Here is a 20,926-nt window from a genome sequence, read left to right as displayed (position 1 = left end):
ACCCGCGAGCCGCCCGGTCGAGTGTCAGTGCGGTTCGCCATGATGATGCACATGATCAACGACGCGCTGCTCTCCCCCGGCGACTACGCCGCTGCCGTTGCCGACGCCGTCCGGGCCGCCGCCACCTACTACGGCGACGGCACGACGCCGCTCGGCGACGACGAGTACGACGCGCTGGTCCGGGCGATCGCCGCGTACGAGGAGGCGCACCCGGACGAGGTGCTGCCCCAGTCGCCGACCGGGAAGGTCGCGGGCGGCGCCGTCACCGGCGACGTGCCGCACAGCGTGCCGATGCTGTCGTTGGACAACGTCTTCTCCGGCGAGGAGCTCGCCGACTGGGCGGACGGCCTGGCCCGGCGGCTCGGCCGGCCGGTCGACGGCTGGTGCGTCGAGCCCAAGCTCGACGGCCTCGCCGTCGCCGCCCGCTACCGGGCCGGGCGGCTCCAGCAACTGCTCACCCGCGGCGACGGCTTGGCCGGCGAGGACATCACCCACGCCGCAGAAGCCGTCCTCGGCCTGCCGAGCGTGCTCACCGAGCCGGTCGACGTCGAACTGCGCGGTGAAGTCCTGCTCACCCACGAGCAGTTCGAGGAGGCCAACCGGATCCGCATCGCCCACGAGGCGCCGCCGTTCGCCCACCCCCGCAGCGGCGCGGCCGGCACCCTGCGCGCCAAGGACCGCCCGTACCGCATCGAGCTGACCTTCTTCGCCTACGGCGCCGTCGGCGCGGACGACGCCCTCGCCCACAGCGAGCTGCTCGACCGCCTCGCGGTGCTCGGCGCGAACACCGCCGCCGGCACCGACGCCCGGCCGCTGCGCTGCGCCACCGTCGAGGAGGTGCAGCAGCGGGTCGAGGAGATCGCGGCGCTGCGCGCGGCGCTCCCGTTCGGGATCGACGGCGTGGTGGTGAAGGCCGACGCCGCCGCCGACCAGCGGGACTCCGGCTCCGGATCGCGGGCGCCGCGCTGGGCGGTGGCCCGCAAGCTCGCCGCCGAGCACAAGGTCACCCGCCTGCTGGCGATCGAGTGGAACGTCGGCCGGACCGGGATCATCGCCCCGCGCGCCGTCCTCGAACCGGTCGTCATCGACGGCGTCACCGTCACCTACGCCACGCTCCACAACCCGGCGGACATCGAACGGCGCGGCCTGATGCTCGGCGACCAGGTCTTCGTCCACCGGGCGGGCGACGTCATCCCGCGCGTCGAAGCGCCGCTGGTCGACCAGCGCACCGGCGCGGAACTCCCCATCGTCTTCCCGGAGTCGTGCCCGCGCTGCGGCGACGCGATCGACACCGGCGAGCAGCGCTGGCGCTGCGCGCGCGGCCGCAACTGCCAGGCCGTCGCCTCGGTGATCTACGCGGCGGGCCGCGACCAGCTCGACATCGAGGGCCTCGGCGGGACCCGCGCCGTGCAGCTCGTCGAGGCCGGACTGGTCCGCGACCTGGCCGACCTCTTCACCCTGACCCGCGATCAACTCCTCACCCTGGAGCGGATGGGCGACACCAGCGCCGACAACCTGCTCGCCGCCATCGAGACCGCCCGCAACCAGCCGCTGGGCCGGGTCTTCTGCGCCCTCGGCGTCCGCGGCACCGGCCGCACCATGTCGCGCCGCATCGCCGCGCACTTCGGCTCGATGGCGGCGATCCGCGCCGCGGACGCCGACACCCTCGCCGAGGTGGACGGCATCGGTGCCGAGAAGGCCCGCGTCGTCGTCGCCGAACTCGCCGAGCTGAGCGACCTGTTGGACCGCCTCGCCGCTCAACGCGTGGGCATCGCCGTCACCGCCCCCGAGGCCCCCGCCGCCGGCCCCGCCGAAGCCGCGGCGGCGACCGGCCCGCTGGCGGGCGAGTCGGTCGTCGTCACCGGCAGCATGACCGGCCCGCTGGCCGCCCTCTCCCGCAACGAGGTGAACGAGCTCATCGAGAGCGCCGGCGGCAAGGCCTCCTCCTCCGTCTCCAAGCGCACCACGCTCCTGGTCGCGGGTGAGAAGGCCGGCTCCAAGCGCGCCAAGGCCGAGGAGCTCGGCATCCGCATCCTCTCCCCCGACGACTTCGCCGCCCTGGTCGGCCTCACGGCGGACGCGGACTGACTGATCGTTTCAGAATGAGGGTCGGACGGTCATTCGTCATCAAGCCGCTGGAGAACCTGTGTGAAGTCGCCGTCGTCGAGGAAGCCGACCAGCACCTGGGTCATGCTGTCGATGCCGGGATCCCGAACGATGAGGCCATCGGAGCACCAGAAGTAGCGGCCGCCCAGTGCCTCCCCGGTGCGGGACCACCTCTCCATGAGGCGTTCGACCTCGGCAAGGGTGAACACGGTCGCGCTCCAGCGTGAGCCGTCCGCTGTCAGCCGGACCTCGACGTCGACGTTGCAGATGCCGTCCAGAGGCTCGCCGGCGCTGGGCAGGAACGACGCCTCGAACCGATCCGTTCGGACGCGGTACCAGGGTCCGTCCCACCCCTGCTGTGCGGCCTCGGTCCCAGTGTTGGTCATTCGGGGAGTATGTCGAGCCGGCCCGGAGGGCTCAACTCCTGGTCCGGCCGGTGAAGCGGCGGGAGTGGTGGTCGGATGGCGGCCTCACGTACGACTACGTCTTCGCGGACACCGGGACCGCGCTGGTGGTCGGCGGCGTCGCACGCCAGGAGAGGTTCCGCCGGCCGCCGGATCGCATCATCCACGCCCGCGGGCACGCCGCTCACCTGAGGGACTGAACGTCCGCGGCTCTCACGTGCTGCGGCCGTCCGCCCCAGCGCAGGCCCTTCGCGCTGCGGATGCGGGCGCGCTCCTCGCGCTGCGCTGCACTCCTACCTGCGCCGGCGCAACGCCAACGCCCGCCATCCCGACGTCCTCGCTGTGAAAACCCGCTCGACCGGGCCACCTCTTGCACGGATCATGTGTCAGTGCGGTCGACCCAATCAGCAGCCAGAAACCTGCAGGACCACGCCGTTCTCTGGAGCACCGGTGAGGTCCGAGCAAGCGACGTCGTCAGCGCCGCGTGCGATGCCCTCGTTGCCGGACTCGACAGTCCCGCCCTGCGGGCCCTGGCAGCGTGCACACGCGCCGAAGCGGACTACGACGTGCCCGAGATTCTCCCCTCTGCGCTCGACGAGCTGGGCCTCACCTTCTACCCGGTTGACAGCATCGCCGGCCAGGAAGCCGCCGCCCGGGCACTCGCAGGCCAGATGCTCGCCGGCGAGCTGACCCCTCGGGAGCTCGCTTTCCGTATCCATCAGCGCTTTGGGCATGAACTGCCCCTTGCAGAACGGCTCGCCGCGCTCGACGACGAGTACGGCATGCTCGACTACGGGGGCGGCAGGGCCCCATCGGAGATCGACGAAGAGGTCACGACCGAAGCACGCCGGCTGGCTCAGCGCCCTGGCGTTTCACTCGAACCCACGGATGCACTGATCTGAGGCAACGTTCCGCACCGTGCTCGTGCCGCCCCGACGCGCGATCCGATGTAGCTGCTGTCCCTCGTGGCCCGTGAACCTCCGGACCCTGACCGGCTCCGCCGTCGAGGCCCTCCGAGCTGAACGTCTCGCGACATCCAATCGGCGGACGGCCCGCCCGCCAACCCGGCGAACCTACACGGTCACAGCACCAGGCGAGCGGCTCACGACGTGCGGACAGCTACCGGCGCAGCACGGCGGGGTCGAGGTCGAACGGGAACGGTTCGGTGAGGGCGGTGCTCTCACCGGCGTGGATGAGGCGGTCGACGTAGTTTCCGCGCTCCAGGTGGCCGAGGTGGAGGCGGGGCGCGGGGTCGAGTTCGACGCGCCAGTAGTGCGGGATGCCCGCGGCGGCGTAGAGGCTCGGCTTCATCTTCTTGTCGGTGACCCGGGTCGAGGGGGACGCGATCTCGATCACGACGGCGATTGTCTCGGAGGACCCGTGTTCGCTTACCGTCGCTCGCCTGCCCGCGCCACCGTCGCCGCGCTCGCGGCGCTGCTCGCCGTTGCCGGGCGGGCGTTGCCGCTGCTCCCGCGAGTGCCGTCGTTCCGCGGGCGGCCCAGTCCGTGCGGGCGGCGGGCTTCTATGCCGGTGGGGTGTGGGACGTCTTCCAGACCAATGCGACCGTGCGGGTGGACATCACCCAGGACGGCAACGGCAACCTGTTCGGCACCGCCTCCTCCGGCAGCACGGTGGCGACGCCGAAGGACGGCGCGGTGGACGGGGACAGCATCCACTTCACCCTCTACTGGTCGCACGGCCCGGTCGGCCGCTACACCGGGAACCGCGGCACCGACGGCCGGCTCTCCGGCACCACGGTGGACCTGACCAACCCGGGCAGCCAGTCCACCTGGTTCACCGAGCGCACCTTCTGACCGGTCAGACCCTCGCCGTCCCCCGTCCCCGCCCCCGCCCCCCGTCCCCCCGGCCCGCGGTCGGGCCAGAGGGACAGGGAGACGGGGGGACGGCGAGGCCTGACCCACCGTCAGGTGCGGTAGCGGAAGCGGATCCGACCGCGGGTGAGGTCGTAGGGGCTGAGTTCCACGAGCACCCGGTCCTGCGGGAGGATCTTGATGCGGTTCTTGCGGATCTTCCCGCTGATGTGGGCGAGGACTTCGTGGCCGTTCGCCAGCTCCACCCGGAAGGTGGCGTTGCGCAGGCATTCGGTGACGGTGCCCTCGACGTCGATGCCGGTGGATGTCTTGGTCAAGTCGTCTCTTCTCTCGGGAGATGTCGTCGTGCGGTGGTGCTGACGGGGTGTCAGGCGCGGACCAGTTCCAGGTTCCCGCCGACGCGGGTCGCCCCGGCGCCGTCCAGGAGGGCCAACGCGGCGGCATTGGCCTCGTGCACCTCGGCGCGGGCGCTGGGGCGGCCGGCCTGGTGCAGTGCGGTCATTGCGTGGGACAGCAGGGCCCGGCCGATGCCTCGGCGCCGGTGGTCGGCGCGGACGGCGATCAGGCCGATCCGCGCCTGCCGGGTCCGGGTGGCCAGCCGGGCCAGGCCGACGTAGGCACCGCCGACGGTGGCCACCGTGTAGTTCGCCGGGTCGACCGGCAGTGGCGCACCGACCGGCCAGGGCAGTACCTCGGCGGGCATGGTGTGCCAGCCGACGGTGGCCTCGACCTCCTCGCGGATCGTGCGGTCGAGGGCCCGCAGCGGTTCTTCCTCAGCCTGCCCGGCGGACAGGATGGCCACACCGGGCGGGACGACCGAATCGAGTCCGGTGAGCTGCGGGTCGGTGGGCACCAGGTACTCCCACTCGCGGCGGCCGGGGACGAATCCCGCGCGCTCCCAGCCGGAGCGGAGTTCGGTGTCGTCCGCGTCCACGAGGGTGTGGAGGGTGTCCGGCAGGTCGGCCGCCATCGCGGCGGCGAGCCGGTCGAAGACCGGGCGGTGCCAGGCGTCGATGCTGAGGAAGATCCGCCCGTCGGGACGGCTCGTGCTGTCGCCACGGCCGACCACCTGGCCGTCCGCGAGGGCGTGCCACTGCGTCGGGGCGACGCGCACGACCTGATGGACCGCGGGTGCGGTGGCGGGGGAGGTGAAGTGTGAAGTATCCATCGGTGTCACCTTTCGGGAGTTCCCTGCTGGAGGGGCGCTCCCGACGACACCTTGGTCAGTCGGCCACCGTGGGGAGGAGAAGGAGCACCCACCTGCGTCCTGCGTACATGGGTCCCACCTCCTACGGTTCGTTCACGGCTCCGCAGACACTACCGCCCCTCCCCCGCCCGTCCAACCGATTAAATTCCACCGGCCGCCCGACACGGCGTCAGAATGCCTCGCGCCCACCGCCAGCACGCCTCGCCCTACCGTCAGCACGCCTCGCGCCACCGCCAGCACGCCTCGCCCTACCGGACGTCGGCCGCGTGGGCCGCCGCGAGCAGCTGGTAGCCCTCGCCGTTGGCCTTGATCCCGGCGCGCTCCTCCTCGGTCAGCTCCCGCTTGACCTTGGCCGGCACCCCGGCCACCAGCGAACCGGGCGGGACGACCATGCCCTGCGGCACCACCGCGCCGGCCGCCACCAGCGAACCGGCGCCGATCCTGGCCCCGTTGAGCACGGTGGCGCTCATCCCGACCAGGACGTCGTCCTCGATGACGCAGCCGTGCAGGACGGCGTTGTGGCCCACCGAGATGCGCGCGCCGAGCACCGCGGGGAACGACGGGTCGGCGTGCACCGTGCAGTTGTCCTGGATGTTGGTCTGCGCGCCGACGGTGATCCGCTCGGCGTCGGCCCGCAGCACCGCCCCGTACCAGATGCTGGCTCCGGCTCCGACGGTCACCGCGCCGACCACCACCGCCCCGGGCGCCACGAACGCCGACGGGTCGATCTCCGGTTCCAGTCCGCCGACGGCGGCGATCAAGGGCTCGGCCACGGGTTGCTCCTTCACTCGGGTACGCGGGTCGCAGGCCAGTCTCCCCCGAGCCCACGACCCGTCACCCGCACCCCCTCCCCCCTCCCACGCACCCCGCCCCTCCCCCTCGCCCTCCCTCTCGGGCAGACCGCTAGGCCGCCACCACCGACTGCGGGAAGGCGAAGACGCCGTCCGGGTCGTAGCGGCGGGCGGCCGCCTGCAGGCGGGGGAGGTTGGCGCCGTAGTAGGCGTGGCCCCAGTCGGGGAGGGTGTCGTCGATGTAGTTGACGTAGGCGCCGGGTGCGCCGAGGTCGGCGAGGCCGTCGCGGATGGCGTCCGCCGTGGCGCGGGCCTGCTGTTCGGTGGACGGGGTGGCGCCGACGTAGACCTGGGCGCTGGCGAGCGAGTCGCGGTGCGGGAAGGCGGTGGCGTCGGGGGCGAGGTCGCTGATCACGCCGCCCAGTGAGTCGAGCAGCAGGTCGACGCCGTCGCGGCCGGCCATCAGCGCGGTGACGCCCGCCGGGTCGAGCGGACCGGGACCGTACATCCGGGAGACCGCGACGAACCCGGCCCGGGTCAGGATGCCGCCCTCCCAGGTGGGGTGGCACTGGGCGATGGTGTCGTTGGCGCAGCCCGCCATGAACTTCATCGCGTCGAGGTAGTCCTTGGCGGCGACGGTGCGCGAGGTCGGGGCCGTCCCGGCGGCCTGCACCAGCTGGTCGATCAGTGCGTTCGCCCCGGCCGGGTCGCCGACGAAGCAGCCGACGATCCGACAACTCGGCGGCGTGCCACCGGAGATCTGGCAGCTCGCCCAGAGCTCCTCGGGTGCGTCGGCCACCCAGCCCTGCCACGCCCCGAGCACCTCGGTCACCGATCCGGCCGGGAAGCGCAGCACGAAGACGGTCAGGCCGGGCGCGGGCGCGGTGGCGAAGCGGAACCGGCTGACCACGCCGAAGTTGCCGCCACCGCCGCCGCGCAGCGCCCAGTACAGCTCGGACTCGGCGTCGGGCGCGGCGGTCAGCAGGCAGGAGTCGGCGGTCACCACCTCGGCGCCGGCCACCCGGTCGCAGGTCAGCCCGTACTTGCGGGCCAGTACGCCGATGCCGCCGCCGAGCGTCAGCCCGCCCACGCCGACGGTCGGGCAGCTTCCGCCCGGCAGCAGGCGGCCCGCGGCGGCCAGGCCGGCGTACACCTCGATCAGCCGGGCGCCCGCGCCGACCTCCGCCGTCCCGTCGGGGTGCACCCGGATGTCGCGCATCCGGCGCAGGTCGATCACCAGCCCCTGGTTCGGGATGCTGTAGCCGAGGTAGCCGTGGCCGCCGCTGCGCGCCGCGATCGGGATGCCGTGGCCGCGGGCCACGTCCAGGCAGGCGCGCACGTCGTCGGCGGACGCGCACTCGGCCACCGCCGACGGCAGCTGACCGTCGTTCAGCTCGTTGAAGCCGAGCCGCGCCGTCGGGTACCCGCTGTCGTCCGGCAGGACGAGCCGGGAGCCGAGCCGCTGCCGCAGGGCCTGCCAGTCGGGCGGCATGGCCCGGCGGCTGCGCGGCCGGGCCGGGAAGGTGGTGAGTGCGGCGGCGGGGCTGCCGCCGACGGCGACCGCGGTGGCGGCGGCGCCGAGGGTGGTGAGGAAGCGGCGGCGATCGATGGTGGTCATGGTGCGGTACGCCCTTCTCCCGGCGGGGCGGCCGAGGGTGACGGGTCGTCAGTTCGCCGCCGGTGACACCAGGGTGCCTGCGCATCCGCCCGCGCAGCGGTTGCCGCGCCGGGTCGCTCCGGACCCGAACCGTCGCCGCCCGAACGGGGGCCGCTACCGCGCCAGGTGCGGGTAGAGCACGGCGAGGTCCTGCGACAGGGCGGACTTGACCTGCCGGGTGACGTCGTCGGCCAGCACCTCGTACGCGTCGGCCTCGATCCCGTCCAGCGCCAGCGCCGCCACGGCCTCCGGGCTGGACTTGGGGGCGTCGATCGCGGCGGTCAGGTCGGTGTCCACGTAGGCGACGTGCAGGCCGGTGACGCCGATGCCGCGGGGCTGCAGCCGCAGGCGCAGCGAGTTGGTCTGGGACCAGATCGCGGCCTTGGAGGCGCTGTAGGAGTCGGCGGTGCCGAGCCAGGAGAGCACCGAGTGGACGTTGAGGAGGTGTCCGCCGCCGTTGCCCTCGATGACGGGCACCAGGGCGCGGGTGACGTACAGCGGCCCGTAGAAGTTGGTCTCGAAGTCCCGGCGGACGTCCTCGACGGGCGAGTCCAGGAAGTCGGCGCCGGAGGAGGACCCGGCGTTGTTGATCAGGATCGTCACGTCCTTCGCCTGCGCGGCGACGGCGGCGACGGAGTCGGGATCGGTGACCTCGAGCGCGAGCGGCACCGCGTCGGGGTGGGTGACGGTGCGCGGGTCGCGCGCCGTGGCGTAGACCTTCGCCGCGCCGCGGGCGTACAGCTCCTGCACCAGCGCCTTGCCGATACCGCGGCTGCCGCCGGTGACCAGCGCCACCGCGTTGTCGATCCGTGTCATGGCCGTCTCCCATTCGCTCCACGCGGAAACCGATCGGTTTCTCGCTGCGCCCGACCACTGTAAAACCGATCGGTTTCCGACCGCAAGGCGTCATGCCGCCGCACGCGAGACCGGGAAACCGTTCGGTTTTCAACGGGCCGCCCGCGGCGTACGCTGTGCACATGACGAATCCGGCCGCCGCCCCCGCCGCCTCGACCCGCGACCGCCTGCTGGACGCGGCGGTGGAGCTGTTCTACCGGGAGGGCGTCCACGTGGGCGTCGAGGCGCTGTGCCGGGCGGCCGGCGTCTCCAAGCGCTCGATGTACCAGCTGTTCGACAGCAAGGACGAGCTGGTCGCGGCGAGCCTGGAGCGCCGGGCCCCCGGCCACGCCGCCGCGCTGCTCCCGGCGGCCGACGACGGGCGGTCGGCCCGCGAGCGCATCCTGCACGTCTTCCGCAGCCTGGAGGGACTCGCCGCCGACCCGCAGTTCCGCGGCTGCCCGTACGTCGCGGCGGCGGTCGAGCTCAAGGCGCCCGACCACCCGGCCCACCTGGTGGCCCGTCACCACAAGGACGCGCTGACGTCCTTCTTCCGCCGCGAGGCCACCCGCGGCGGCGCGGCCGATCCCGCGCTGCTGGCCCGCCAACTGACCGTCGCCTTCGACGGGTCCAGCGCCTGGGGCGTCGTCCAGGCGCACCCGCTGGACGGCCTGGCGGTCTCCACCGCCGCGACGCTGCTCGACGCCGCGGGCGTGCGGGACGTCTGACGTCCCGTCAGGCTCCGGCTACGGGTCCGGCTACCGATCCGGCGCCGGCTCCGGGTTCGCTCCCCGCTACGGGTTCGCGGCGGCGCCGCCGCCCGCGGCCCGGACGGCGGTGCCGAGCGGCCACGCCTCGATGTCGCGGTAGTGGATCGGCCCGGGCCCGCGGCCGATGTTGCTGCCGACCAGGTGGAGGCGCTCGGTCCACCACGTCCGGCCGGCGAAGTCGGCGAGCCCGGCGGCAGCCGTCGGCACGCTGGTCGGATCGTCGCGGCGGGCGCGCGCCAGGGTCAGGTGCGGGTGCAGCGGGCGGTCCCGGAACCCGATCCCGCAGGACCTGACCAGGTCCCGGACGTCTGCGGCGAGCCCGCGCAGCCCGTCCAGGTCCCCGTCGATCCCGGCCCACAGCAGCCGCTCGTCGAAGTGGCCGCCCCCGCGCAGGCCGAGCTGCAGGGCGGGGTGCGAGGCTGCCGCGTCGGCGATCGCCGAGCGCAGCAACGGCACTGCCGTGGCGGGCAGTTCGCCGAGGAACGCGAGGGTGATGTGCCAGTCCTCGATCCGGTTCCACCGCAGCCGCGGATACGACGCGTAGGCGGGCTGCAGGGCGCGGGCCAGCTCGTCCTTGGCGTCGTCGGGCGGAGCCAGCGCCACGAAGACGCGCAGGGTCGGGGGCTCCGGGTGATCGTCCACGAGAGATTTCTAGCACCCGCGGCCACCGGGGCGTCGCCGGCCGGGTGCGGCCACCGGACCGGGCGGCCGCCCCCGCGTGCCCGCGCAGTCAGTGGAGATCCGTCCGGCTGGTGGGGGTCAGACCGTGGTCTGGGTGAACTGCTCCCAGGCGCCGATGCTCGCGCGGTTGGCGACCAGCGGGCTGGCTCCGCCGTTCTCGGCGGTCACGTACTTGCCGTTGACCTGCGCGAGCAGGCTGATCGTCCCGTTGGCGTTGGTGACCGGCTTGAAGGTCTCCCACGGGCCGAACGCGGTGCGGTTGGCGATCAGCGGGCTGGCGCCGGCGTTGTCCGCGCAGACGTACCGGCCGTTGGCCTTGGCGCGCAGCGCGATGTTGCCGCCGCCCGCGTCGACCACGTCGAACTGCTCCCACCCGCCCACGGCGGTGCGGTTGGCGATCAGCGGGCTGGCACCGGCGTTCTCGGCGGTCACGTAGTCGTTGTTCGCCACCGCGCGCAGCGAGACCGTCCGGACCACCCGCGGGGCGCTGACCACCGGCGGGGTCGGGCGGGTGGCGGTGAGCGCGATCTGGCCCTTGAGCATCCGGCCGCCGTCGCCGGTCAGGCGCAGGTAGTAGTCGGAGGAGCAGGCCGTGCCGTCCTCGTCCAGGCTCAGCAGGCCGGAGCCGGTCGGGACGGTGGCCTGGGTCGGGGTGGTCTTGGCGATCTGGTTGCCCTCGTTGTACTCGTCGAACATCGAGATGTAGATGCCCTGCGCGCCGAGCCGGACCATGTTGTAGAACTGCCGCCACATGAAGTCGCCGTGCGCGCGCTGACGGGCCGACAGGTCGCCGGGCAGGACGCAGGGCTGGTAGGCGATGCCGTGGGCGTTGCAGTCCGCCTGGTCGGGGACGTTGACGTTCTGGTACGTCGAGTCGGAGTCCGCCGCGTTGCCGATCGCGCCCACCATCCACGGGCTGAGCATGTCGAACGCGTGGTACACGTCGGAGAACCCGGCCCGGGAGCCGTTGACCCCGGTGCGCCACTCACGCGGCACCCCGCCGATGACGTAACAGCCCTGCCCCTTGAACCAGTTGACGACGTCCAGGCAGGCGGCGGCGTCGAAAGCGTGCTTGCTGTCGTTGAAGCCGAAGCCCCAGATGCAGACGACCGGCTTGCCGTTCTGGACGGCGTAGGCGGCCGACGCGGTGTGGGCCTTCATCTTGTTGGTCCAGTCCGCCTTGATCTCGGACTGCATGGTGGACCAGCCGCTGACGTCGTACATGATGTAGAACTTGCGGCCGTGCGCCTCGGCCGCGCTGCGGACCTTGGTGGCCATCGCGTCGCGGGTCGGCCCCTCGCCGCCGACGGGGTTGAACCGCTGCAGGGCCGCGGTGTCGATGCCGTTCTGCTGCATCCACAGGAAGTGGGTGTCCACGGTCTGCTGGTCGTAGGAGGAGAACAGCGCCGCCGGCGACCCGTTGCCCAGGGCGCCGTAGGCCGTGCGGTAGCTCTTGCCGTAGTCGGTCATGTCGGGCCAGGCCTTGATCGAGTTGTTGCTCGGCGACGGCGGCTGGCTCATGCTCGTGCTCCAGTGCCACCAGCCGTTGATCGGCGCACCGTCGCCGGAGCAGGCGAACCAGCCCTGGTAGCCGACGGTGACCTTCCCGACCACGTCCCCGACCTGGGCGGCAGCCGCGGCGGCCTGGGGTGCGGTGCTGGCGGTGGCCGCCTTGGTGACGGCGAACGCCCCGACGGCGGCGGCGGCCGCGCCGCCGATCGACGTGGTGAGGATCGTGCGGCGGGACATCTTCCTGCGGTGGCTCTGCGACATGGCGTGCTGCTCCATGGGGAGGTGGAGGGGGGACGGGCCGGCGGTGGAGCAGATTCAACGGGCGCGGGTGACGGCGGGTCAATCGGTTCGGCGCCGATGTGGGGATCAGCTCTTCCGGCCCGATTTCTGATATCGGCAGGGGCCCGTGCTCCCCGTCCCCTGGGCCCGCGGCGTCGCTCCGACCGGGACAAGAGCCCAGGTTGGACCGCTAAATCAACGCCTGCCATGATGCCGGGGAGTCGGCCCGCGGCCCTTGGCCGAGACCCATTTGCCTAGACCTCTGCCGAGCCCCGCCGCCGAGCCGCTCTGCCGAGACCTCCTGCCGACCTCCGCTGTCCCGACGACACCCGGGAACCTCCGCGAACCATGACCGAGACACCACCGAGCGGGTACGACGGCCCGCGGCTCCCCGAAGCCCGGACCGAGCTGGTGCGCGCCGCGCAACGCGGCGACGCCCGCGCCCTGGACGTGCTCGTGGCCGACCACCTGCCCCTGGTCTACAACCTGGTCGGACGGGCCCTGGGCACCCCCGCCGACGCGGACGACGTCGTGCAGGAGGTCATGCTGCAACTGGTACGCGACGTGCGGCAGCTGCGGGACCCGGGGGCGTTCCGGTCCTGGCTGGTCACCATCGCCCTGCGCGAGGTGGGCCGCCACTCGCAGGCGCGGCGCAGCGCCCCGGCGACCGGCGGGAGTGCGGCGCTCGACGCGGATGCGGTGCAACTCGCCGACCCGGCGGCCGACTTCGTCGACCTGACGATCACCGTGCTGAGCCTCTCCGGCCAGCGGCGGGAGGCGGTCGAGGCCACCCGGTGGCTGGACGCCGACGAGCAGCACCTGCTGTCGCTGTGGTGGATGGAGGTCGCGGGCCGGCTGACCCGGGCCGAGCTGGCCGGCGCGATGGAGCTGACGCTGCCGCAGACCGCGGTCCGGGTCCAGCGGTTGAAGGCCCGGCTGGAGGTCGCCCGGGCCGTCGTCCGCGCGCTCGCGGAGGACCCGCGGTGCCCCGGCCTGCGCGAGACGCTCCGGGGCTGGAACGGGAAGCCCGACGGCCTGTGGCGCAAGCGGATCGCCAAGCACCTGCGCACCTGCCCGGTCTGCGGCGACGAACCCGTCGGCCTGATCGCCTCCGAGCGGCTGCTGGCCGACCTGGCGCTGGTCGCCGTCCCACCCGTGCTGCTGGCCCTCCTGGCGCCGCACCCCGTGGACCTCGCCACCGCCGGGGCCTCGGCCACCGTCGACGGTGCGGCGAGTCACGCGGCGCGGGCCGGCAAGGTCTCCGCCGGGAAGGCCGTGCTCGCCGGCGCCGGTGCCGTCGCCCTGGTGGCGGTCCTCGTCCTCGGCTACGTCGTCGGCCTGCCCCAGCGGCACGGGGCGAGCCGCGCCGCAGCCGGCGCGCCGCCGCCCGCCACGGTGGCCACGGCCCTCGCCGCGCCGAGTTCCGCACCGTCGGACCTGCCCTCGGCGACGGCGGCGACACCCGACCCCACGGCGTCGACCGGCTCCCCGTCGCAGGCGCCGGGAAAGGAATCCGGCACCGGGCTGCCGGTCCGCGCCGCCTTCTACTACCCCTGGTACCCGGACAACTTCACCCCGGGCGGCAGCCACTACACGGCCTCCGCCGGCCGGTACTCCGTCGACGCCCCGGCGACCGTCAACCGCCAGATCGCGGACATGCAGTACGGCGGCCTCCAGGCCGGGATCGCCTCCTGGTGGGGCGTGGGCCGGCGCGAGGACACCAGGCTGCCGCTACTGATGGCCGAGGGAGCCAGGACGGGCTTCTCCTGGTCGGTCTACTACGAGCAGGAGGGCTACACCGACCCGTCGGTCGCCCAGATCCAGAGCGACCTGACCCACCTGCGCACCTTCGCGGACCAGAAGGCGTGGCTGCACGTCGACGGAAAGCCGGTGGTCTTCGTCTACGCGGAGGGCGACGACGGTTGCGACATGGCGACCCGCTGGGCGGAGGCCAACCGGACCGCCGGGTACTACGTCGTCCTCAAGGTGTTCTCCGGCTACCGGAGTTGCGCGAACCAGCCGCAGGGCTGGCACCAGTACTCCGACACCGTGGACGTCCAACCCGGATTCTCGGCGAGCCTGTCGCCCGGCTTCTGGAAGAACGACGAGGCGACGCCGCGAGTCCCGCGCGACCTCGCCCGCTTCCGGCGCGACGCCGAGACCGTCGCCGCCTCTGGCGCGCCGTTCCAGCTGGTGGTGACCTACAACGAGTGGGGCGAGGGAACCGCGACCGAATCGGCCACCGCCTGGGCCAGCCCCAGCGGCCACGGCGCCTACCTGGACATCCTCCACGACGCCTTCGCCGCGCATCCCCGATGAGTGACAGCGAGGCCGTCCGGCCCCACACCGGACGGCCTCACGCTGTCACCTCGGGAGGAGTCCCGCCGGTGTCAGCAGGTGCCGTCGTCCTGCCAGATGTTCCAGGCGATGGGGGTGCCGGGGGTGACGTTGGTGCTCCAGTACAGGGAGGTGTAGTTGTGGCCGCCGTAGGAGACCTTGTCGCCGGGGGCGTAGGACGCGGTGGCGCTCCACGCCGGGTTGCAGGTACCGCCGGACGCCGCCGTCACGGTGAGGCTGTAGGTCGCGCTGTGGCTACCGGTCGCGGCAGTCCCGGTGACGGTCACCGAGTACGTCCCCGCCGGAGTCGACGCGCCGGTCGCGATCGTCAGCGTGCTGCCACCACCGGAGGTCACCGACGCCGGACTGAACGACGCACTCGCCCCGGACGGCAGACCCGACGCCGACAGGGACACCGACTCCGCCGCACCCGACGTCACCGCGGTCGACACCGTGGTCGAGCCGGTCGTGCCGGCGGTGACCGTGCCGGAGGCCGGCGACAGCGAGACGGAGAAGTCGTTGGCCGTCGAGCCCGTGGTCACGGTGAGGCCGTAGGTCGCGCTGTGGCTGCCGGTCGCGGCAGTCCCGGTGACCGTGACCGTGTACGTCCCCGCCGGGGTCGACGCGCCGGTCGCGATCGTCAGCGTGCTACCACCGCCGGAGGTCACCGACGCCGGACTGAACGACGCACTCGCCCCCGACGGCAGACCCGACGCCGACAACGCCACCGACTCCGCCGCACCCGACGTCACCGCGGTGGAGACGCTCGCGGTCACGGAGGAGCCGGGCTTCACGCTGCCCGAGGCGGGTGCGACCGCCACGGAGAAGTCGTTGGCGGCGGTACCGCCGGTGATCTTCTGGAAGATCTTCGAGTAGGCGTAGTTCAGCGCCTTGTCGTAGCCGTCGACCTCCCAGAACGACAGTTCCTGCACGCCCTTGGACGCCGCGAACGTCTCCAGGGTCTGGGCGTTGGCCTGGCTGAAGACCTCGTTGTCGTCGTTCTTCCCGGCGATCGGGGTCAGGCCCATGCGGTTGAAGGCCTGCGCGCTGGTGATGCCGTACAGCGACGCCAGTTGGGGGGCGGTGCCGTTCGCGGCGGACTCGGCGTCGTTCAGGGCGTTCTCGCCGTCGCCGAAGTCCATCGTCATGATGTTGACCAGGTTCACCTTCACGCCCTTGGACTTGGCGTCCTTGAGCATGTTCATCGCGTTGCTCGGCAGGCCGCTCGGGTCCACCGGCAGGGTGAAGTCGATCTGGACGTTCGGGTTCTGCGCCTGCAGCGCGGCCAGGGCCTGGTCGCGGCGGGCGTTGGAGGCGGTGTCGTCCAGGACCGAGCCCTCGATGTCGAAGTCGAGGCGGGTCACGCCGTAGGTGTTGACCACGTTGGCGTACGCCGCGGTGAGGCTGGACACCGAGGTGCAGGTCTGCGCCAGTTCGCCTCCGGCGGCCCCGCCGAAGGAGATGATGACGTTGCCGCCGGCCGACTGCAGCGAGCCGATCTGGGACTTGAAGGCGCCGACCGGGTCGTTGCCCCGCTCCCACATGGGGGTACAGCCGGACTTCGGGGTCAGGAAGGCCAGCGTGTAGAACTTGTCGCCGCTGGCACTCAGGTCGGCGGCCAGGTCGCCCGCCGTGGTGCTGTCGATCTCCAGGTACGGCGCCGAGTAGTGCGCGGGGAAGGCACCACCGGCGGCGTGGGCGGGCGGTGCCGCGACCAGGGCGAGCGCGGCGGCCGGAAGCGCGGCGGCCACGGCCGCCGTGAGCGCCCTGCGGGCGGATCGGGACATGGGGGGATCGGTTCCTTCGCTGTGGAGGAGTGATGAGCGAGGTGCCCCGGCGCTACGGCACGAAGCAGGCCGGGGCCGGTACGCAGGCAACCCGGGCAAATAGTAAGGAAGCTTTCCTAACGGCCTGTAAGGTAGCGGCCGGGAAATGACGCGTCAATGGTCTGCACCAACTCAACGCCCCACGGAACGAAGCACCTTGACGAGACGTCGAGCGCCGTCAGTGGAGGGTGATCCGGTCGAGGTTGGGGCCGCCGTCGGCGGTGGTGGAGGTGACCCGGACGGTGTTGGCTCCGGCCTTGAGCGTGATCGGGAGCGAGGTGGTCGCCCAGGTGTCCCAGTTCGCGGTGGGCGCGAAGGGGCGCCCGGCGGCGATCCGGGTGCCGTTGACCGTGATGTCCATCGGCCGGCCGACCGTGGTGCCGTTGGCGTAGCGCAGGTCGAGGGTGGCCCCGGCAGCCGCGCCCGCCTGGATCGTCCACTCGGCGTAACTTCCCGCGGTGTTGGCGAGGTTGACGAACCCGGTGCCGCTGTAGCCGGTGTGGTTGGACTCGACGACGCCCTGGGAGATCCGGGCCTCCTCGGCCTGGTAGACGCCGGAGCTGCCGGAGACCAGCTGGTAGCCGCGCATCCCCGTGGTCAGCAGGTAGCAGTCCTGGAGCGAGCCCGAGGTGTCTCCGAGCGAGCGGTAGATTCCCCACTTGGGCCGCACCCGGTCGGCGAGGAAGGTGTCGACGCCGGTCCTGGTGACGTCGATGAGCGTGGTGCCGGCGCTGCGCAGGACCCAGCGGACCGACCCCGAGGCGCCGTCCCCCACCTTGATCTGGAAGTCCACGTCCACCCACCGGTCGTGCAGCGGGTCGAGGCTGGTGCTGCCCACCGAGACTCCGCTGACCGGGAGCTCGAGTTCGATCGTCTGGGCGCCGGACACCCGGCGCAGCGACTGGACCACGATCGGCGACGATCCGGCGCCGGGTTCCTTCATCTGCATGATGTGGGTGAAGGTGGTGGTCGCCTTCAGCGAGGCGGGGATGTACATCGAGTAGGTGGCCCGCCAGGTCTCGCCGGGCAGCCACTGGAGGTAGTCGCCGCCGGCCGGGCTGCGCATGCCGGTGACCTCGTGGCGCTGGCGGTCGGTGGAGGTGTCGCGGTCGACCATGTGCATGTTCCAGCGGAAGTTGTCGCCCTCGACGCGGATGTGCGGGGCGCCGGCCGGGTGGGAGTCGGCGCGGTCGTCCTCGACGGTCTCGAAGGCGGCCAGGCCGTCGACGGCGGCCGACGGCGACCAGCGCTGCTGCCAGCTGGAGACGATCGGGGTGGCGGCCGAGGCGGTGGCGCGGGGCAGTGCGGTGGCGGCGGCCGCAGTGAGGGCGGCGCCGAGGACGGTACGACGGGACGGCCTGTTCACGGGACGACTCCTGGGGGAGAGAGGCGGCGATCCGGCATCGGCTCGCGCGGTCCACGATGAGGTTAGGAACCTTTCCTAACGCGACGAGAAAAGCAGCAGCCTCCGGTCGCGTCAAGAGAGGTGACGATGCGCCAGATCACCCACCGGCACGCCGCGGGAGCCTGGGCGCCCCCGACCCGCCGCTCCGGCCACTCGCGCGGTTCGACGACCTCCCTGCGGCTACGACCTGCAGGTTTTCGTCCACAGCGTGGATTGGTCTGGACGTTTGACATTGGTCCAGGCCATCATGGGCAGTGCGTCAGTGGGCGGCGCCCGAGTGGTGTCGTCCGGCTCAACGAGGAGCAACCATGACCATCGGCCAGGACCGCGAGGTCTGCACCAGTACGGCGCTGTACCTGCGCTGTTACCCGTACGACAGCTGGCAGATGGAGACCCATCGCCGGGCCCTGGAGGACCACGCCGAGCAGCTCGGCGTCCGTCACCCGCGGGTCTACCTCGACAACGGCGCGTCGTCGCGGACGATCCGGCCGCAGCTGCGCCTGCTGCTCGCCCGGGCGTCGATGGGGCAGATCTCCACCGTGCTGATCCCCGGGCGGTGGGTGCTCTCGCTCGACGCCCGCACCGCCGACGCGGTGGTGGAGTTCCTCCGCTCGACCGGAGCCCGCGTCGAGGAACTGCCCGGGCACGCCGCCCCCGGCGAGTACCGCGTCGCGTCCTGACGCACCCGACGGGTTCGCCCCGCCGCTGCCCCGTCCGACCGGCGGCTCCCTCGGTGCTGTTGTTGCTGCTCTCCGGGCCGGGCTACGGTGGTGTTTCCCGGGGGTTCTGTGAGTGATCGTGCCGTGACGAAACAGGATGGGCGCCCTCCAGAGGGCCGGCCGACCCCGCGGGGCGGTAGCGAGCCGGGCACGGCGATGGCGATCGTCGATGTTCGCGGGTACGTGACGCGCTGGAACGCCGACGCCGAGCGACTGCTGGGCCATCCCACCGCCGAGGTCGTGGGCCGGCCCGCGGCGGACCTGCTGGCCGAACCCGTTGCCCCCGACGAGGTACGCCGCGCACTGGCCGGGAGACCGGAACGGTGGAGCGGCCCGCTCACCCTCCGGCACCGCGACGGGCGGCGCGTGGAGGTGACGGTGATCGCGCACCGCGGCGTACCGCGCGGCGAAGCACCGGACGACCCGTCGGGCAGTTGGCGCGTCGTGTGCGCGCCGACGGGGTCGCAGCCCCGGCCCGAGGACGAGGACCTCGCGCGGTGGGCGTTCGAGCAGCTGCCACGCTGCGCGGTCTCGCTGTACGACGCGCAGCTCCGCTACCGCCGCTCCAACCAGGCCATGGTTCCCGTCGTCGGCCTGCCGGACGACGCGGTGCGCGGCCTGGGCATCTGCGACATCACCAGCCAGCCGCAGGCGGCCGACCTCGCCGACGGCATGCGCCGCGCGCTGGAGGGCGGCGAGCCGGTGCACCTGGAGAGTTACCAGCGCACCGGGGGCGAGCGGCGGATCCATGCCTGGTCGGTCGACTTCGCCCCCCTGAAGGACCCCGACGGCACGGTGCACGGCGTCGCCCTCGTCGCCCACGACATGACCGAGCAGTTCTGGGCGCGCAAGCGTCTGGTGCTGCTCAACGACGCCGCCGGCCGGATCGGCAGCACGCTGGACCTCAGCCGGACCGCGCGCGAGCTGCTGGAGGTGGCGGTCCCCGAGTTCGCGGACTTCGCCAGCGTCGACCTGCTCACCGCACTGGAAGCCGACGTCGAACCGGTCGAGGGCGAGCTCTTCGGCGATGTGATGCTCCGGCGCATCGCGCACCGCTTCGCCCCGGGCACGCGGCTGCCGACCGTGCTGGCGATCGGCACCACCGACAGCTATCCCGAGTTCTCACCGCCGGCCCGCGCGCTCGCGACGGGCGCCGGGGTGCTCAGCAATGCCGAGGACGCCGAATTCGTCCACTGGATGGCGGTGGACAGCCGCCGCGCCGCGATCATCCGGGACCAGGGCTACCACTCGATGATGGCGGTCCCGCTCCGCGCCCGCGGGGTGACGCTCGGCGTCGCCGTGTTCTACCGCCGCAGCCGCCCCGACCGGATGGAACGGTTCGGGCGGGACGACCTCCTGCTGGCCGAGGAACTGGCCGCCAGGGCCGCCGTCGCGATCGACAACGCCCGCAGGTACACCCGTGAGCGCGAGACCGCGCTGTCCCTGCAGCACAGCCTGCTGCCGCAGCACATGCCGGAGCGGGCGGCGATGGAGGCGGCCTCCCGGTACATCCCCGCCTCCACCCGCTCCGGGATCGGCGGTGACTGGTTCGACCTGATCCCGCTCTCCGGCGCCCGCATCGCCCTGGTCGTCGGCGACGTCGTGGGCCACGGCATCCGCGCCACCGCGACCATGGGCCGGCTGCGCACCGCCGTGCGCACGCTCTCCGACGTGGACCTGCCGCCGGACGAGCTGCTGACCAGCCTGGACGACCTCGTGGTGCGGCTGTCCTCGGAGGCCGGGGCGTCGGGGGAGGTCGGCGAGATCGGGGCCACCTGCTGCTACGCCATCTACGATCCGGTGTCCCGGACGTGCACGATGGCCAGCGCCGGACATCCGCCGCCGGTGATCATGCCGCCCGAGGGCGTCCCGGCCGCGGCCCGGACGCCGATCGGCGCGCCGCTCGGCGTCGGCGGGCTGCCGTTCGAGTCGACCACGGTGGAACTGGCGGAGGGCAGCCTGCTGGCGCTGTTCTCCAACGGCCTGATCGACGACCGCGAGCGCGACGTCGACGAGGGGTACCAGCGGCTGTGCCAGGTGCTCGCCCGCACCGGACCCTCGCTGGAGGACGCCTGTGACGCGGTCCTCGACGACCTGGTGGTGGGGCGGCCCCGCGACGACGTCGCCCTGGTCATCGCGCGTACCCGCGGTCTGGACGACGACCACGTCGTCACCTGGGAGGTCCCGCCCGACCGGTCCGCGGTCGCGGCCGCCCGCAAGGCGGTCTCGCAGCGGCTCTCCGAGTGGGGAGCGAGCGAGCAGATCTACCCGGCGGAGCTGATCGTCAGCGAGCTGGTGACCAACGCGATCCGCTACGCGGCCCCGCCCATCACCCTGCGCCTGATCCGCGACCAGGTCCTGATCTGCGAGGTCTCGGACGCCAGCAGCACCGCCCCGCACCTGCGCCGCGCCCGCGACTGGGAGGAGGGCGGCCGCGGCCTGATGCTCGTCGCCCAGCTGGCGTACCGCTGGGGCACCCGGCACAGCCACACCGGCAAGACCATCTGGGCCGAGATGCCGCTCTCCGACACTCCCCCGCCGACCTGGACCGCCTGAGGAGCCGGGT

The 20,926-nt window shown here is 72.7% G+C and carries 17 protein-coding genes and 2 pseudogenes; 7 read left to right on the top strand and 12 right to left on the bottom strand.

Annotated features, from left to right (window positions below; all coding sequences use genetic code 11):
* The first annotated feature begins 51 nt into the window (after positions 1 to 51).
* Positions 52 to 2,088: an NAD-dependent DNA ligase LigA gene (ligA, locus tag AB0K51_RS15775; protein WP_363454752.1), complete on the top strand. Its 2,037-nt coding sequence runs from the start codon at positions 52 to 54 to the stop codon at positions 2,086 to 2,088.
* Positions 2,089 to 2,117: 29 nt separating this feature from the next.
* Here the strand turns inward: ligA and AB0K51_RS15770 are convergent, their stop codons facing one another.
* Positions 2,118 to 2,492 carry a hypothetical protein gene (locus tag AB0K51_RS15770; RefSeq protein ID WP_363454749.1) on the bottom strand — a complete coding sequence of 125 codons (375 nt, stop codon included), beginning with the start codon at positions 2,490 to 2,492 and terminating at the stop codon, positions 2,118 to 2,120.
* A 407-nt stretch (positions 2,493 to 2,899) separates the two neighbouring features.
* On the opposite strand from AB0K51_RS15770, the gene AB0K51_RS15765 reads away from it, so the two are divergent.
* Positions 2,900 to 3,412: a hypothetical protein gene (locus AB0K51_RS15765; protein ID WP_363454746.1), complete on the top strand. Its 513-nt coding sequence runs from the start codon at positions 2,900 to 2,902 to the stop codon at positions 3,410 to 3,412.
* A 217-nt stretch (positions 3,413 to 3,629) separates the two neighbouring features.
* On the opposite strand, the pseudogene AB0K51_RS15760 reads toward AB0K51_RS15765, so the two are convergent.
* Positions 3,630 to 3,887 (bottom strand): annotated as a pseudogene (locus AB0K51_RS15760) (Uma2 family endonuclease); the annotation flags it as partial.
* Between the two features lie 158 nt (positions 3,888 to 4,045).
* Here AB0K51_RS15760 and AB0K51_RS15755 point away from each other — a divergent pair.
* A complete protein-coding gene (locus tag AB0K51_RS15755) occupies positions 4,046 to 4,324 on the top strand; it encodes a hypothetical protein (RefSeq protein WP_363454744.1) in 279 nt (92 codons plus the stop codon).
* A gap of 110 nt (positions 4,325 to 4,434) precedes the next feature.
* Here AB0K51_RS15755 and infA read toward each other — a convergent pair whose 3' ends face one another.
* The 5 genes from infA to AB0K51_RS15730 all read right to left on the bottom strand — a co-directional run bounded on the left by infA (position 4,435) and on the right by AB0K51_RS15730 (position 8,813).
* Positions 4,435 to 4,659: a translation initiation factor IF-1 gene (gene infA, locus AB0K51_RS15750; RefSeq protein WP_363454741.1), complete on the bottom strand. Its 225-nt coding sequence runs from the start codon at positions 4,657 to 4,659 to the stop codon at positions 4,435 to 4,437.
* A gap of 50 nt (positions 4,660 to 4,709) precedes the next feature.
* Positions 4,710 to 5,510, bottom strand: coding sequence for a GNAT family N-acetyltransferase (locus tag AB0K51_RS15745; protein ID WP_363454739.1), 801 nt, complete (start codon positions 5,508 to 5,510; stop codon positions 4,710 to 4,712).
* 287 nt (positions 5,511 to 5,797) lie between these two features.
* On the bottom strand, positions 5,798 to 6,322 hold the full coding sequence (locus AB0K51_RS15740; protein ID WP_363454736.1) for a gamma carbonic anhydrase family protein: 525 nt from the start codon (positions 6,320 to 6,322) through the stop codon (positions 5,798 to 5,800).
* A gap of 130 nt (positions 6,323 to 6,452) precedes the next feature.
* Positions 6,453 to 7,958, bottom strand: a complete 1,506-nt coding sequence (locus AB0K51_RS15735) for an FAD-binding oxidoreductase (protein ID WP_363454733.1) — start codon at positions 7,956 to 7,958, stop codon at positions 6,453 to 6,455.
* 153 nt (positions 7,959 to 8,111) lie between these two features.
* Positions 8,112 to 8,813, bottom strand: a complete 702-nt coding sequence (locus AB0K51_RS15730) for an SDR family oxidoreductase (RefSeq protein ID WP_363454731.1) — start codon at positions 8,811 to 8,813, stop codon at positions 8,112 to 8,114.
* Between the two features lie 161 nt (positions 8,814 to 8,974).
* On the opposite strand from AB0K51_RS15730, the gene AB0K51_RS15725 reads away from it, so the two are divergent.
* Positions 8,975 to 9,559 carry a TetR/AcrR family transcriptional regulator gene (locus AB0K51_RS15725; RefSeq protein ID WP_363454728.1) on the top strand — a complete coding sequence of 195 codons (585 nt, stop codon included), beginning with the start codon at positions 8,975 to 8,977 and terminating at the stop codon, positions 9,557 to 9,559.
* Positions 9,560 to 9,625: 66 nt separating this feature from the next.
* Here the strand turns inward: AB0K51_RS15725 and thpR are convergent, their stop codons facing one another.
* Positions 9,626 to 10,243: an RNA 2',3'-cyclic phosphodiesterase gene (gene thpR, locus AB0K51_RS15720; RefSeq protein WP_363454726.1), complete on the bottom strand. Its 618-nt coding sequence runs from the start codon at positions 10,241 to 10,243 to the stop codon at positions 9,626 to 9,628.
* A 117-nt stretch (positions 10,244 to 10,360) separates the two neighbouring features.
* Positions 10,361 to 12,055, bottom strand: coding sequence for a glycoside hydrolase family 71/99-like protein (locus AB0K51_RS15715; protein ID WP_363454723.1), 1,695 nt, complete (start codon positions 12,053 to 12,055; stop codon positions 10,361 to 10,363).
* A gap of 366 nt (positions 12,056 to 12,421) precedes the next feature.
* Between AB0K51_RS15715 and AB0K51_RS15710 the strand changes: the two genes are divergently transcribed.
* Entirely contained in the window at positions 12,422 to 14,392 is a 1,971-nt protein-coding gene (locus tag AB0K51_RS15710; protein ID WP_363454720.1) for a sigma-70 family RNA polymerase sigma factor, read from the top strand.
* Between the two features lie 71 nt (positions 14,393 to 14,463).
* Here the strand turns inward: AB0K51_RS15710 and AB0K51_RS15705 are convergent, their stop codons facing one another.
* The 3 genes and pseudogenes from AB0K51_RS15705 to AB0K51_RS15695 form a co-directional block, all read right to left on the bottom strand.
* Positions 14,464 to 16,197, bottom strand: a complete 1,734-nt coding sequence (locus tag AB0K51_RS15705) for a glycosyl hydrolase family 18 protein (protein WP_363454717.1) — start codon at positions 16,195 to 16,197, stop codon at positions 14,464 to 14,466.
* A gap of 217 nt (positions 16,198 to 16,414) precedes the next feature.
* On the bottom strand, positions 16,415 to 16,825 hold the full coding sequence (locus tag AB0K51_RS15700) for a carbohydrate-binding protein (RefSeq protein WP_363454841.1): 411 nt from the start codon (positions 16,823 to 16,825) through the stop codon (positions 16,415 to 16,417).
* Positions 16,805 to 17,602, bottom strand: a pseudogene (locus tag AB0K51_RS15695) (Tat pathway signal sequence domain protein); the annotation flags it as partial. The gene AB0K51_RS15700 and the pseudogene AB0K51_RS15695, both read right to left, overlap by 21 nt.
* A gap of 347 nt (positions 17,603 to 17,949) precedes the next feature.
* Here AB0K51_RS15695 and AB0K51_RS15690 point away from each other — a divergent pair.
* Together AB0K51_RS15690 and AB0K51_RS15685 are read left to right on the top strand one after the other, a co-directional pair.
* On the top strand, positions 17,950 to 18,321 hold the full coding sequence (locus AB0K51_RS15690; protein ID WP_363454714.1) for a recombinase family protein: 372 nt from the start codon (positions 17,950 to 17,952) through the stop codon (positions 18,319 to 18,321).
* A 195-nt stretch (positions 18,322 to 18,516) separates the two neighbouring features.
* Complete coding sequence (locus tag AB0K51_RS15685) at positions 18,517 to 20,916, top strand: SpoIIE family protein phosphatase (RefSeq protein ID WP_363454711.1); 2,400 nt, start codon at positions 18,517 to 18,519, stop codon at positions 20,914 to 20,916.
* The last annotated feature ends 10 nt before the right edge of the window (positions 20,917 to 20,926 follow it).

The sequence above is a fragment of the Kitasatospora sp. NPDC049285 genome (assembly GCF_040678815.1).
GTDB lineage: Bacteria > Actinomycetota > Actinomycetes > Streptomycetales > Streptomycetaceae > Kitasatospora.
Note: the sequence above shows the minus strand (reverse complement) of the source record. Positions and strands in the feature narration are given on the sequence as shown.

Bases quoted from the DNA above. Each gene is read 5' to 3' on its own strand.
- ligA (WP_363454752.1), top strand. From the start codon at position 52: ATGATCAACGACGCGCTGCTCTCCCCCGGCGACTACGCCGCTGCCGTT.
- AB0K51_RS15770 (WP_363454749.1), bottom strand. From the start codon at position 2,492: ATGACCAACACTGGGACCGAGGCCGCACAGCAGGGGTGGGACGGACCC.
- AB0K51_RS15745 (WP_363454739.1), bottom strand. From the start codon at position 5,510: ATGGATACTTCACACTTCACCTCCCCCGCCACCGCACCCGCGGTCCAT.
- AB0K51_RS15735 (WP_363454733.1), bottom strand. From the start codon at position 7,958: ATGACCACCATCGATCGCCGCCGCTTCCTCACCACCCTCGGCGCCGCC.
- AB0K51_RS15730 (WP_363454731.1), bottom strand. From the start codon at position 8,813: ATGACACGGATCGACAACGCGGTGGCGCTGGTCACCGGCGGCAGCCGC.
- AB0K51_RS15725 (WP_363454728.1), top strand. From the start codon at position 8,975: ATGACGAATCCGGCCGCCGCCCCCGCCGCCTCGACCCGCGACCGCCTG.
- AB0K51_RS15715 (WP_363454723.1), bottom strand. From the start codon at position 12,055: ATGTCGCAGAGCCACCGCAGGAAGATGTCCCGCCGCACGATCCTCACC.
- AB0K51_RS15710 (WP_363454720.1), top strand. From the start codon at position 12,422: ATGACCGAGACACCACCGAGCGGGTACGACGGCCCGCGGCTCCCCGAA.
- AB0K51_RS15705 (WP_363454717.1), bottom strand. From the start codon at position 16,197: ATGTCCCGATCCGCCCGCAGGGCGCTCACGGCGGCCGTGGCCGCCGCG.
- AB0K51_RS15700 (WP_363454841.1), bottom strand. From the start codon at position 16,825: ATGCGCGGCTACCAGCTGGTCTCCGGCAGCTCCGGCGTCTACCAGGCC.
- AB0K51_RS15690 (WP_363454714.1), top strand. From the start codon at position 17,950: ATGACCATCGGCCAGGACCGCGAGGTCTGCACCAGTACGGCGCTGTAC.
- AB0K51_RS15685 (WP_363454711.1), top strand. From the start codon at position 18,517: ATGGCGATCGTCGATGTTCGCGGGTACGTGACGCGCTGGAACGCCGAC.